At 47.1% G+C, this 13,495-nt stretch carries 12 protein-coding genes; 4 read left to right on the top strand and 8 right to left on the bottom strand.

Going from position 1 to position 13,495, the window contains the following annotated elements; genetic code table 11:
• Nucleotides 1-79: 79 nt before the first annotated feature.
• The 4 genes from NCI00_RS00935 to NCI00_RS00920 form a co-directional block, all read right to left on the bottom strand.
• Nucleotides 80-1,279: an efflux RND transporter periplasmic adaptor subunit gene (locus tag NCI00_RS00935; protein WP_253524028.1), complete on the bottom strand. Its 1,200-nt coding sequence runs from the start codon at nucleotides 1,277-1,279 to the stop codon at nucleotides 80-82.
• A 43-nt stretch (nucleotides 1,280-1,322) separates the two neighbouring features.
• Nucleotides 1,323-5,636: a CusA/CzcA family heavy metal efflux RND transporter gene (locus NCI00_RS00930; RefSeq protein WP_253524026.1), complete on the bottom strand. Its 4,314-nt coding sequence runs from the start codon at nucleotides 5,634-5,636 to the stop codon at nucleotides 1,323-1,325.
• Between the two features lie 47 nt (nucleotides 5,637-5,683).
• Nucleotides 5,684-6,400 (bottom strand): VIT1/CCC1 transporter family protein, encoded by a 717-nt coding sequence (locus NCI00_RS00925; protein ID WP_253524024.1) that lies wholly within the window; start codon nucleotides 6,398-6,400, stop codon nucleotides 5,684-5,686.
• Nucleotides 6,401-6,583: 183 nt separating this feature from the next.
• A complete protein-coding gene (locus NCI00_RS00920) occupies nucleotides 6,584-6,964 on the bottom strand; it encodes a hypothetical protein (RefSeq protein WP_253524022.1) in 381 nt (126 codons plus the stop codon).
• 305 nt (nucleotides 6,965-7,269) lie between these two features.
• On the opposite strand from NCI00_RS00920, the gene NCI00_RS00915 reads away from it, so the two are divergent.
• Complete coding sequence (locus NCI00_RS00915) at nucleotides 7,270-7,497, top strand: FeoA family protein (RefSeq protein WP_114066446.1); 228 nt, start codon at nucleotides 7,270-7,272, stop codon at nucleotides 7,495-7,497.
• 6 nt (nucleotides 7,498-7,503) lie between these two features.
• Nucleotides 7,504-9,633 carry a ferrous iron transport protein B gene (gene feoB, locus NCI00_RS00910; protein WP_253524020.1) on the top strand — a complete coding sequence of 710 codons (2,130 nt, stop codon included), beginning with the start codon at nucleotides 7,504-7,506 and terminating at the stop codon, nucleotides 9,631-9,633.
• Nucleotides 9,634-9,686: 53 nt separating this feature from the next.
• Here feoB and NCI00_RS00905 read toward each other — a convergent pair whose 3' ends face one another.
• Entirely contained in the window at nucleotides 9,687-10,604 is a 918-nt protein-coding gene (locus NCI00_RS00905) for a histone deacetylase family protein (RefSeq protein WP_253524017.1), read from the bottom strand.
• A gap of 70 nt (nucleotides 10,605-10,674) precedes the next feature.
• On the opposite strand from NCI00_RS00905, the gene NCI00_RS00900 reads away from it, so the two are divergent.
• Complete coding sequence (locus NCI00_RS00900) at nucleotides 10,675-11,283, top strand: DUF4136 domain-containing protein (protein WP_253524014.1); 609 nt, start codon at nucleotides 10,675-10,677, stop codon at nucleotides 11,281-11,283.
• A 69-nt stretch (nucleotides 11,284-11,352) separates the two neighbouring features.
• Nucleotides 11,353-12,021: an OmpW family outer membrane protein gene (locus NCI00_RS00895; protein WP_253524012.1), complete on the top strand. Its 669-nt coding sequence runs from the start codon at nucleotides 11,353-11,355 to the stop codon at nucleotides 12,019-12,021.
• Between the two features lie 52 nt (nucleotides 12,022-12,073).
• Here NCI00_RS00895 and NCI00_RS00890 read toward each other — a convergent pair whose 3' ends face one another.
• From NCI00_RS00890 to NCI00_RS00880, 3 genes are read right to left on the bottom strand one after another with little or no spacing between them, the layout of a single operon-like run.
• Complete coding sequence (locus NCI00_RS00890) at nucleotides 12,074-12,496, bottom strand: OsmC family protein (protein WP_114461444.1); 423 nt, start codon at nucleotides 12,494-12,496, stop codon at nucleotides 12,074-12,076.
• A gap of 39 nt (nucleotides 12,497-12,535) precedes the next feature.
• On the bottom strand, nucleotides 12,536-12,901 hold the full coding sequence (locus tag NCI00_RS00885) for a DUF3471 domain-containing protein (RefSeq protein ID WP_114461445.1): 366 nt from the start codon (nucleotides 12,899-12,901) through the stop codon (nucleotides 12,536-12,538).
• A 32-nt stretch (nucleotides 12,902-12,933) separates the two neighbouring features.
• Nucleotides 12,934-13,377, bottom strand: a complete 444-nt coding sequence (locus tag NCI00_RS00880) for a peptidylprolyl isomerase (RefSeq protein WP_166559437.1) — start codon at nucleotides 13,375-13,377, stop codon at nucleotides 12,934-12,936.
• Nucleotides 13,378-13,495: the final 118 nt, after the last annotated feature.

Below are 13,495 nucleotides of genomic sequence, written 5' to 3'. Positions count from 1 at the left end.
TTTCAAAAATAAGCAAGAATCAGCAGAATTGAAAAAGTGGCCATTCTGTAAATGGCCACCAAGGTATCTTTTAAATTTCTTACTCTTCTTCTCCCAATCCTTTCGTCAACTCCGCCTGCACCGTTTGCGCTCCTGTGATAACAATCGGAACGGAAGGTTTTTTGGTAAAAATGACTTCCACGAACCCATCTTGTGTCACGCCCGTTTTGACGTCGACGGGTTGGTAAACGCCTTGGGGTGTTTTGATAAATACATGGGCTGCTTCGCCTGTGCGCACCACCGCCGATTCAGGTAAGGTTTCGGCCTGACGTGGGGAGGCTTCCAGTTTTCCATTGATGTATTGGCCCGCTAATAGGCGTAGGCCGTTGAGGTTGGCGTAGGCGTCTACGGTACGGCTCGTGGGGTCGAAATTATTACCCAGCCCCGTGATGGTAGCTGAGCCTCCCGTAAATACCACTTTTTGCCCTACTTTAACTTGTGGAAGGTCTTTTTCAAATACTTTCAATACCAACCGCGCGCCCGATTGATTCACAATTTCAAACAAGGATTCGCCCGCTGAGATTGATTTACCAATTGAGGCATCGGTCATTTTCACTATGCCCGTAATGGGCGACCGTACGGCAATGGTGCGCACTATTTGGTTGGTTTTTAGGTTTTTAGGGTCGATTCCCACAACCTGCAATTTGGCTTCCAATCCTTGTTTCGCTGCTTCGAGTACGCGAGCGTCAGATTCTGCCTGCTGAAGTTTGCGTTTAGCCCCAACATCTTCTTGCGAGAGGGTAGCTTGGCGTTGGCGTTCTTGCTCCGCAAAAGTCAATTGTCCAACTGTTTTCCAATAATCTTCCTGTAACTGAATGAGTTCTAGGCTTTCAACGGTGGCCAAAGTGCTGCCTTTGCCTACTTGACTTCCTGCCAATACGTTGATACTCCGCACGATGCCACCGAGTGGAAAACTCACCGAAGCGGTTTGTTGCGGAGGCGCTTCCACGACGCCGTTGAGGGTAATGGCATCGTAGACCATCCGCATTTCGGGACTGCCAAGGGTAATTCCGAAGTTTTTTTCCTGCTCGGCCGTTAGTTTGAGTTCAGTGGGAGCGGCGGCAGTGGCCTCTTCGGTTTGGGCGGTTTCGGTTTTTGAACAGCTCAGCAGAAGAAGGCAAAACGCAAAAGGCAAAAGAAGGCGCTTTATCAAGTCGGTGGTGCGCCCCATGAAGGCATCTGTTTTACAGGGCGATAAAGCAGGCATTGAGGGATTTATGAGGAGATATGTGCGTTTCATTATGTTTGTTTTTTATCTTAAACTTTCTATTTCGGCAATTGCATTACTCGATTCCTAGCCACTTTTCTAACTCAATGACCGTTTGGCTGAATTGAAGCTGTTGGTTGAGATAACTTTCCCGGATTTGCCATGCCTGCCGGGTATTTTGAAAAAACTCAACGTATTCAATGTCGCCCAAACGAAATTGTTTATAGGTGGTTTTGAGTAGTAAATCTGCTTGTGGCAGCGCTGATTGCTCGTAGTAGAGAAGGGTGTTTTGAAGTTTGGCCAAGGTTTCGCGTAATATTTTGACATTGGCTTCGGTCTGAAACTGCACCGCTTTCAGTTGGTTTTCGGTGGCCTGTTCGCTGATTCGGGCGGCTTCGATGCGGGCCTTTTGGGGCTTAGTGTTGAGTGGAATACCTAACCCCCCCGAAACGTAAGTAAAACCCAACCGTTTTTCAATGGATTGATTGGCCACTCCAACGCGCCAGTCGGGCTTGAGTTGGGCACGTTCTAAGTCCGTAAATGTGCGACTGAGTCGGTTTTCTTCTTCTGCCAAAGCCACATACCGATTGGTGCCTTCCTGTATCGCCGAAGAGCGCTGCAAATTCACTAACGTATCTATTTGAATGGGTTCATTGGAATACAGCAAAGCCTGTAAGCCCATGTATGAAGTTTGTATTTCGCGTGATAAAACCGCCTGACGGTTTTGCGTTTCGCGGCGATTTGTCTCCGACGCGACCAGTTCCAATTGGGTACTTTCGCCCGTTTTATAGCGAACGGCCGCCGCCTCTACCGCTTTTTGATAGAGGGTGTCTTGCGCGCGGAGCAATTGTTGGAGGCGGTACAGATACAGGAGCTGATAGTATTGCTGTTTTACGTTAAAGACCAAGTCATTACGCTGAATATCTTGTTGCTTTTGGGTTACATTCACTTGTTGCGTCAGTACTTTTTCTCGACTTCGATACACCCCGAAAGGCTCAAAACTTTGCACCGCACTCAGTGTATAATCCAACGGGCGGTTCTGAATTTGCCCCGCCAATAAATCGGCGGATAATTTAGGCAACGACCAGGCCGATTTTACCAACGCTTGCTGCGACTGCATATTGAATTGCGTGGTTTTGAGCGTCAGGTTTTGCTGCGTTGCCCGTTCGATGGCTTGGGTGAGGGTGAGAGGTTGTTGATTTTGGCCTGTTGCATTGGCTGCTATTATTAATAACAATACCAACAACATTCCTCCTTTGGGGAGGGATTTGCTATTCTCTTTCGTAAACAGCGCATACAGCACAGGCAGTACAACCAGCGTCAAAAGGGTGGCGGATAAAATTCCGCCAATCACTACCGTAGCCAAAGGTCGTTGAACTTCAGCTCCGCCAGAGTTGGAAATGGCCATCGGAAGAAAACCCAACGATGCCACGGTAGCGGTGATGAGAACGGGACGAAAACGAACTTCTACCGTTCGCATGATGCGCTCTCTAAGGTTGGTAATTCCTTCTTTTTCGAGGTCATTGAGGTAACTTATCAGCACAATTCCGTTTAATACCGCCACCCCAAACAAGGCAATAAAACCTACCCCCGCCGAGATACTAAACGGCATGTCGCGCAGCCAGAGGGCAATGATGCCGCCGATGGCCGACATAGGAACCGCCGTAAAAATCAACAAGGATTCTTTGATGGAATGAAACGTGAAGTAAAGCAGCGCGAAAATCAGGAACAAGGCCAAAGGCACCGCAAAACTCAGGCGGTCTTTGGCGCGTTGGAGGTTTTCAAAGGCCCCGCCGTAGGTATAAAAATACCCCGAAGGAAGCGTTGTTTTTTGCTCAAGCTGGGTTTGTACATCATTGACCACGCTCTCAATGTCGCGGTTGAGGACACCGATACCGATGGTGATGCGGCGGCGGGTTTCTTCGTGCGAAATCTGGGCGGGGGCTTTGCGAAAATCAATGAGCGCTACTTCGGCCAATGGTACCGTACCCCCAGAAGGCAGAGGCACAAGCAATTGACGAACGTTTTCAATGTCCTGACGGTGAGCGGAGTCAAGGCGTACCACCAACTCAAAGCGGCGTTCTTCTTCGTAGACTGTTCCGGTGGTTTCACCTGCAAATCCTGAGCGAACCAAGCGGTTGAGGTCGGCGATGTTGAGTCCGTATTGGGCTATTTTAGCGCGATTGTAAGTAATGCTTATTTGGGGTAATCCCACAATTTGTTCTACCCGCACACTAGCTACGCCGTCCACTTTTTCAATGATTTTGGCGGCGGCGTTGGCCCGTTCGTAGAGTATGTCCAAGTCATTACCAAACAGCTTGACTACCACGTCGGAGCGAACGCCCGTAATCATTTCATTGAAACGCATCTGAATCGGTTGCGTCATTTCTACGCTGGTGCCGGGGAGTTCTTCGGCCAAAACGGCGGCCATTTTCTCCGACATTTCTTCGCGGTTTTTGGCGTTCTTCCATTCTGAAATGTCTTTCATGTTTATCATTTGGTCCACCATCTCGATGGGCATCGGGTCGGTGGGAATTTCGGACGCCCCCACGCGGCCCACAATTTGTTGGATTTCAGGAAAATGCTTTTTTAGAATTTGGTGGGCTTTGTTAGCGGAATTGATGGTTTCGGTCAACGAAGTGCCCGAAGCCGTTCGAAAATCAATGGCCAAATCACCTTCGTCGAGGGTGGGTACAAACTCGCCGCCTAACTGTGAGAAAATGTAAAGTGAAACCCCAAAAAGGGCAACTGTGATGCCAACGGTCGCTTTTTTCCAGTTCAAAGCCCAGCGAATCATGGGTTCATACCCGCGATAGAGCCATTTAAGAAAGCGCTCCGAAAAAGTCCAGTGTTTGTTTAGATTTTTGCCCATGACCAACGATGACATCATCGGTACGTAGGTCAACGACAGCACGAATGCCCCAAAAATGGCAAAACCCACCGTGAGCGCCATGGGCTTAAACATTTTGCCCTCAATGCCCACCAACGATAAAATGGGTAGGTAAACCATCAAAATGATGATTTCGCCAAAAGCAGCCGACGTACGGATGCGCTTGGCGGTTTCGTACACCATGTTGTCGCGCTCGGCAGGGTTGTCCACGTTGTTTCGTTTGTTTTCTTCGTACCATACCTGAAATCGGTGAACAATGGCCTCCACAATAATCACGGCTCCGTCTACAATTACGCCAAAGTCAATGGCCCCGAGCGACATGAGGTTGGCCGAAATGTCAAACGTGTTCATCATGCCAATCGTAAAAAGCATGGCGAGCGGAATCACCGAAGCCGCTACCAAACCCGCGCGCAGACTCCCCATGAGCATAACCAAAACTACAATAACGATAAGCCCACCGAGGAGGAGGTTTTCGGTAACGGTTGAAATGGTTTTGTTAATCAATTTTGTTCGTTCAATAAACGGCACAATTTCGATGCCTTCGGGTAGGGTTTTCTGAATACGGGCTACCCGTTCTTTCACGGCGTTTACGGTATTGGCAGAGTTGGCTCCTTTGAGCATCAGCACGATACCACCCACGGCTTCACCTTCGCCGTTACGGACCAGCGCTCCGAAGCGGTTGGCGTGCCCGAAGCCGACGCCCGCCACGTCTTTGACCAAAACAGGGATGCCGTTTACATTCTTAACCACAATCTGTTCAATGTCAGAAAGGCTTTTGACGACGCCTTCGCCCCGGATAAACTGCGCTTGGCCCACGCGCTCAATGTAACTGCCGCCCGTGTTGGCGTTGTTGGTTTGGAGCGCCGTAAATAACTCAGGAAGCGTGATGTTGTGACTGCGTAGGCGCTCGGGGTTGACGCTTACTTCGTATTGTTTGACAAACCCTCCGAAACTGCTGATTTCAATTACACCCTCAATACCAACCAATTGCCGTTTGACTATCCAGTCCTGAATGGTGCGTAGTTCGGTCAGGTCGTACTTTTCGTGAAAACCTTCTTTGGTGGCAAGTGTGTATTGGTAAATTTCACCTAATCCCGTTGTCAGTGGCGCAATCATCGGTTTGCCAAATTCCGTGGGAATATCGGCTTCCACCATTTTGAGTTGTTCGGATACCCATTGTTTGCCCCTGACAATGTCCATTTCATCTTTGAACACGACCGTGACCACCGATAGGCCTAGTTTGGAAACGGAACGGATTTCGGTGACATCCGGAATATTGGCCAATGAAAGCTCAATAGGAGTAGTCACAAACTGTTCGACCTCCTGCGCGGCGAGGGTAGGTGTAAGGGTTAGGATTTGTACTTGGTTGGTGGTAATGTCGGGAACGGCATCGACAGGCAAACGCGAAAGCGAGTAGCCGCCCCAAATCACCAATGCCAGCACGGCCAACCCGATGATAAGTTTGTTTTTGATACTGTAATGAATCAGTGAATCAATCATGGTACTTTTTTAAGTTGTTTTTGAGAAGTTAGGGTTGGTTATTAAGTTTAATCGAACATTTTTGCCACTCCGAAAGCGGCGGCGGCGGCTACTGCGCCGATGAGGGTTACTTTCAACGCACCTAACCAAGGCGCTTGACCAGTGGCTCTGCTTTTGAAATACCCAAATACGAACAAACAAAGTAGGGTCATTGCCGCTGACCATGCCAAACCTTCGGTAGGTGTACTTGTGATAAAATAGGGCAGCAAAGGAACAAATCCGCCCATTGCGTACGAAATACCGATGGTGAGTGCGCTTTTTCGGGCCTGATTGGGGTCGGGTTTTTGTAGCCCTAGCTCATATTTCATCATAAACTCCACCCATTTGTCTTTGTCTTTGGCAATGTCTTCAACCACCTGATTCTGTAGGGGTTCGCTTATACCCATGTCGGCAAAGATTTCTTTGATTTCCGCTTTTTCGCGCTCTGGTAAATGGTCTACTTCCCAGTATTCACGTTTGAACTCAGCATCGTAATGTTCTACTTCTGTTTGTCCAGCCAGAAAACCGCCTAATCCCATTGCGATAGACCCCGCCACTATTTCGGCGATTCCGGCGGTGATAACTAGCGCGTTGCTGTCCACAGCGCCGCTTAATCCCGCTGCTAAGGCAAAAGGAACGGTCAGGCCGTCAGACATACCAATGACGATGTCGGTAATGAAAGCCGAACTGCTCAAGTGTTCTTCTTTGTGAAGAATAGAGCCTTCATGATGGCGAATGGTATCCATGAGGAGTAATGCTTAGAATTTTTTGTGATAGAGTTTACCTGAGTGATTTAGAAGTAGGAGCTTACGCTTTGGCCAGAGTTCGTGAAAAAATTCAAGAATAGCGATACGTAAAATAGAAACGAACTTAGTCGGCTGCGCAAAGGCATCCGAAAAGAGCCAATGCTCCCATGAAGGAAAATAAAACTACGCTCGGGGTGGACAAATCAACGCCTTGAAGGAGAGAAAGGCGTACGAATTAAGCCATTGGAAATTGGCTTTTTTTGCAAAAATAGGAAGACTGTAATGTTCAAGGGCAATCGCCACCGACGGCAGGACACAAAGACCCGCTACGCCGTTGAAATCAACACTCGGAAGGTGGTGTTTGGTTTGTTTGGTATGGTTTGAATCGGCAGAATAATGCATGAGCATAAACTGCCAAAAACTCAATGGTTGGGGCGATTCCTGCTTGTGTTCTACAAAGTGGGCCCATACTTCTGGCGAGCGCAGCAGGTCAGTCGCCGCCCGGGGGAGGAGACTTTGTGCCAGCACCATAAGTGCCAAACTGTATGCTACCAAAACTTTCATTAAGAAATGTTGTTAATCAACAAAAATAGGTTTATCCGTCGAAGAATCGACTCGTCGTGTTCATTTTGTTGGGAATTTAGAATTAGTATAGATATTATTATGTATAAAATATTGATTTTCAATAAATTGTATTTTTTGTTTTGGAAGGATGACGCTTGTCATTTGATATTCTTGCAATAGAAATGTTATTTTGCAGTTGTTTATTTAAACTCAATCTAAATAAATTCGTTATTAACTATTATTTGGCTCTTTCATTGATTTGAACGACGAAATGATAGAAACGAATAACGGACGGAGAATACAGAATGAAAACCATTGCTGATTTAAAAATAGGAGAACGTGCTTTTGTAAAGGCATTTCGCCAAGTGGATTTATCGTTGAAATTGCTGGAAATGGGCTGCCTGCCCGGTTCTGAAGTAATGTTGGATTTTATAGCTCCCTTTGGCGATCCCCTCGGTATTCAGGTCAATGGCTACTGCCTTGCCCTGCGCAAAGACGAAGCAGCAACGGTTTTGGTTGAAGATAGCATTTAATACACTTTGAAAAAGACACCCACCATAGCCCTTATCGGCAATCCCAATAGCGGCAAATCTTCCTTATTTAATCAACTCACCGGCCTGCGCCAAAAGGTGGGGAATTTTCCAAGCGTAACGATTGAAAAAAAATCGGGGACGTGGTTGTTAGACTCTAAAACCGAGTCCATCGTCATTGATTTGCCTGGTTTGTACAGCCTGTACCCAAAGTCGCTGGATGAACGGGTTGTGATTGATATTTTGGCCAATCCCGCCCATGAAAACTACCCCGATGTGGTGGTGATGGTAGCCGATGCCTCCAATCTTAAACGCAATTTATTGCTTTTTACGCAGGTGGCAGATTTGGGGCTGCCCGTGGTGTTGGCGCTGAATATGCTAGACGTAGCGCGTGATAAGCACCTTCAGGTCAATGCGGTAAAATTGGCCATGAAACTTGGCGTGCCCGTGGTGCGTATCAATGCCCGAGTGGGCGAAGGCTTGGATAATTTGAAGCAAGCCGTTGTGCAAACCCTCGAAAGACCCGTAATCACGACGCTGAATCAAAAATATTTTTTTAATCCTGCCGATCAATTCCCAGAATTAATCAACGACGTTAAGCGTACCAATCAACTTTCCAATAATTATCTGGCGTTGCACTATGTGCAACAGCACGATATTTTTTCGTTTCTGAACACCGAAAAAAGAGTCGCTTTTGACCAACTTATTGAGAAGTATGACTTCAAAGAAAGTGGGTTTCAGGCCGCCGAAACCATGCATCGCTACGCGGTGATTGATGGTTTGGTCAAGGATTCGGTCAAAGCGGCGGATGATTTTTTGGTAAAGCCGCTGTGGACCAAGCGACTAGATGCCATTTTGCTGCATCCTTTTTGGGGATATGCGGTGTTTTTGATGGTGTTGCTCACCATCTTTCAGGCCGTTTTTACGCTCGCAACCTACCCGATGGATTTGATTGATGCGGGGGTGTCGGCGCTGAATGATTGGCTAAAACAACAGTTACCGTCGGGAGCTTTAACAGATTTATTGACCGATGGACTCATTGCGGGTATTGGCGGCGTGGTGATTTTTATTCCTCAAATTGCCTTTCTCTTTTTTCTGGTGGCTTTGTTGGAAGAATCTGGCTATATGGCCCGGGTGATGGTCATCATGGATAAACTGATGCGTAAATTCGGTCTAAACGGCAAAAGTGTGGTACCGCTGATTTCGGGCGTGGCCTGTGCAGTGCCTGCGATCATGTCGGCTAGGAGTATCGGAAATCGTAAGGAGCGTTTGCTTACCATTCTCGTAACCCCCCTGATGAGCTGCTCGGCGCGTTTGCCCATTTTTACCATTTTGATTGCTTTGGTGGTTCCTGCAACGCCTGTTTTGGGATTTTTTACCTTGCAGGGATTGACGCTGATGGGGCTTTACCTGCTGGGTCTGGTGAGTGCGCTGCTTTCAGCTTGGGTCATCAAAGGAATGGTGAAAAATACGGAGCGCGGTTATTTTGTGATGGAAATGCCGACCTACAAGACTCCAAGGTGGTACCATGTGGGCTTGTCGGTGTGGGACAGCGTCAAATCTTTTGTGACTGAAGCAGGAAAAATTATCGTAGCGATTTCGATTATTTTGTGGGTGTTGGCGTCCTATGGCCCTGGCGATACGATTGCACGGGCGGAAGAAACGGTCCAGAAATCCAATCCTGCACTGGAAGGTACCACGCTCGACAATGCCGTTGCGGCTTATAAATTAGAACATTCTTACGCGGGGCATTTTGGTAAATTTATTGAACCTGCCATCGCGCCTTTGGGCTATGATTGGAAGATTGGCATTGCCTTGCTGGCGTCATTTGCGGCCCGTGAGGTATTTGTGGGAACAATGAGTACTATTTACAGCATCGGCAGCGCCGCAGATGACGACAATGGCACCATAAAAGCCCGAATGCGTGCCGAAATCAATCCCAAAACGGGTGAGCCAATGTACACCCCTGCGTTGGCGTTTTCGCTCTTGATTTTCTACGTATTTGCCATGATGTGCATGAGTACCATTGCGGTTGTCTACCGCGAAACCCACGGCTGGAAATGGCCCCTGATTCAGTTGGCTTACATGACGGCGTTGGCGTATGGACTTGCTTTTGTGACGTATCAGTTGTTGAAATAATTATTTATGCGTCTGACGGTTTTGAACCGTCGGACGCACACTGGAAAATTGCATCAGAAATACATTTTCTGCGCCGTTCTAAACGTGTTGCAGTGTGCTTCTACAATGTCGGCAATGCGCGGGGAATATCCCCCACCCATGGACACCACCAGGGGAACTTGGTGCGCTTGGCATTGTTCAAACACAAATTCATCGCGTTGGCGACAACCTGCGATACTTACTTTAAGTTTTCCCAATTTATCCGTCCCCAAAATGTCAACGCCCGAAATGTAAAAAGCAAAATCGGGTTTTTGTTGTTCAAAAAGAGAAGGTAGTGTTTTGGTAAGAAGTCCTAAATATTCATCGTCTTGGGTGCCCGTGGGCAGGGCAATATCTAAATTAGAAATTTCTTTGTGCAAAGGATAATTGTCTTTGCCGTGCATCGAAAAAGTAAATACGCGCGGGTCGTTCTGAAAGATAACGGCAGTGCCGTTTCCTTGATGCACGTCTAAGTCAATGACCAGTATCTTGGTTGCTAATTTGTTTTCCAACAGATAATTAGCGGCAATGGCTACGTCATTCAAGAGGCAAAAACCCTCCCCACGGTCGGCATAAGCATGGTGTGTTCCACCAGCTACGTTCATCGAAACGCCATATTTTAAGGCATGGTGTGTACATTCAATGGTGCCTTGGGCAATTCGGGTTTCGCGCTCAATGAGCCGCACCGACAACGGAAAACCGATGCGTCTGACCATCTTTTCTGAAATCCGTAACTGCTTCAAATCTTCCCAATACTGGCGGGTATGTACGCCCAAAATCCACCGCTCATCTAACGTGCTAGGCGAAAAGAAATTTTCGCTTGAGCAAGTGCCTTCGTAGATGAGTTGCTCAGGTATGAGTTCGTATTTGAGCATGGGAAAACGGTGTGGTTCGCCGTTGGGGCTTGTTGGTAACGGATGACAATAAATAGGGTCGTGGGCAATATAGAGCATGAATGGATGAAATGATTTGGGGGATATTTTCGTTAATAACAGACACACATTTAATCAATTTCGTAAAACAATGAAAGTTAAGTATTTGAACATCATGATGGGGCTTGCGGTGGCGGCAATGAGCTGGTCGTGTAGCCCAGATGCCTTACAGGACCTAACGCCAGAGGATTCACAAGTGTTTATAACAAACTACGAGAAAAACACCAATTTCGGAAATTATAGCACTTTCAGCTTGGCGGATAGTGTATTTGTGGTTCAAAATGACCGCTCGGGGGTGGCCACGACGGCGTTGGATTTTCGCGTGTTGAGCCGTGTGGCTGAAAATATGACCAAGCGAGGCTACGCCAGAGTAGGCAAGACTGCCAAGCCTGATTTTGGCGTAAACGTGCTTCGAATCAGCGAAACCCAAACGGGAGTAGTGGCCAATTTTAATCCTTGGAACAGCTACTGGGGTTTTGGCGGTGGTGGTTTTTATTATCCGCCTACGTACTCGTATTATCAAACGACGGAAAGGTATTGGCAGGTTGAAATCATCGACCTTAAGAATGCAGGCACGAGCAACAGAGCAACGGTGGTCTGGAATGCACAGATACGAGGCGATGGAATTTTTGATGAAAATGCCGTTGCATCGGTCATTGACGCCGTTTTTACCCAATCAACCTACCTTAAAAAGAATTAAAAATTCAGCAATGGGCGGGGTTTCTCGGACCCGTAAACCTCGAAAGTTGCTCGTTAAATAATACAAAATATGAAAAGAGTCATTTGTTTGGCCATTGCCATTGTCTTTGCGGGAGAGCTCTTTGCGCAGCAAGTGGTTGACCGGCCCGAATTATTTAAACGTCAGTCGCCCTACGAACGTTATACTACTTACCGGGTGTCGGTAACGGGCGGATTGGGGCTGCCAACGGGTACATTTGGTAATTATATGGATAACACAACGCTGCGTAATTACAACGTTGCGGTTGACTTTGTCTTTCCTAAAACGAATTTATCGGCGGGTCTTTCCATAGGCTCGCAATACTTCCAAAATCGTATTGGAAGACAGGTTTATAGTTCTGACAATCAAGATGTTTCGGCGGTTCAAACGCGTACTTTTTCGGCCGTACCTTTGGTAGTGACGGGGAGTTATCACGTTGGAAACGTCAATGCCCGCGTGCGTCCTTATGTGCAGGTAGGTCTCGGGGGAGCGTTTGCCGAATTGATAAATTACTGGGGAAGCATTCCGACGGGAGATAATGGCTTTCGATTTGTGGCCCAAGCGGGAGCAGGAGTGCGTGTGCTGTTTAAAAAACAGGGAAAATTGGGCTTAGAAGCGGGAGCTACTTACCAACACATGCCGTTTGAGTCTGTTGCCGAAGGAATCAAAGATGCTTCAACCCTCAACGCCCGCGTTGGGCTGTTTTATCGTTGGTGGTAGAATCAGTAGGAAGTAAGCAGTAGGCAGTACTATTTTGTCTACTGCTTACTAGTTAAGCTTCAATCGTAATCTCGTGCGAAATTTCGGCCAATGGTTCAAATTGGGCCGTTGCCGAGCAGTATTTCTCCATGGAGAGTTTTACGGCACGCTCTACTTTGGCGCGGTCGAGGTTTCCTTTGAAGAAATAATGAATGGTTATTTTGCGGAAAGGTGAGCGCTCTGTGTCGTCTTCTTTGATTCGGTCGCCTTCTACCGAAATTCGAAAATCTAATATCTCCTGACGCTGTTTTTTTAAGACCAGCACGACGTCAATGGCCGTACAGCCACCGAGTCCCATCAGTAATAATTCCATTGGGCGAGCGCCCATATTTTTGCCGCCAATGTTTGGAGAGGCATCGGTGTGTACTTTTTGGTCCGATGAACCCGTGGCCTCAAAATGAAAGCCGTCGTCTACGCGTACTAATTCTACTTTCATGATTTTTGAAAAGTTAACCGTTATCTTTTGGCCAACACGCTATTGTTTGTCTGCCAACATTTCTGTATCCTGAATCAAGAGCGAAAGCCCGACCACTTTTTTGGTTTCAGGATTACGTTTGAACGTGATGATTGAGCCGTATTGGCTGGTGGATTTGAAAGTATCTGGTTTGTCTTGTTTGAGCAACTTATTGGCCCCGTTTTCGTCGGCTTCTCCAAACAACGCACCTTCTTTGAGGGTGATTTTGTATGCACTAAAATACCCGTTGTCTTTCATTTTGTACGTTCCCACGTAGTCAGACAATGAATCGGCCGTGCTTGTTGAAAGCGCTACCGGGGAAGAATTGGTCAGGGACATCAACAAGACGCTGATTCCCAGAAAACAAATTGGAATCCACTTTTTCATCTTAGTATGTTGGTTAAGGGTAAAGACGAAGCCTAAGCTTCGTCTTCGATGATGTTGATTTTGGTAATTTTATCTCCTTGACGGATGGCATCAATAACGTCCAACCCTTCTACTACTTTGCCAAAACACGTGTGGTTGCGGTCGAGGTGAGCGGTGTTGGTGCGATTGTGGCAGATAAAAAACTGTGAGCCACCCGTGTTGCGACCAGCGTGAGCCATCGAAAGAACCCCACGGTCGTGGTACTGATTGTTGCCCGTCAATTCACATTTGATAGTGTATCCTGGACCGCCACGGCCAGTTCCTTGTGGACAACCTCCCTGAATCATAAAGTTAGGAATGACGCGGTGGAAAGTAAGGCCATCGTAAAATCCACTTTTCGATAATTTGATAAAATTGGCAACGGCAATAGGGGCATCCTGATCGTAAAAGTCAATCAACATTGTCCCTTTTTCGGTAATCATTTCAGCTTTAGGCATTTGTGTATATATTAACGGTTATTTTTCGCCGGAGCGAGTGGTTTTATTTAATTTGGGACACAAAGGTACGCAAACAGTTTTAGATTGAATTTGTTGATACCATAGATTTTAAGGAGCG

The sequence above is a fragment of the Runella salmonicolor genome, from assembly GCF_024158025.1.
In the GTDB taxonomy this organism is placed as follows: domain Bacteria; phylum Bacteroidota; class Bacteroidia; order Cytophagales; family Spirosomataceae; genus Runella; species Runella salmonicolor.
This window is presented reverse-complemented; position numbering and strand designations above follow the sequence as displayed.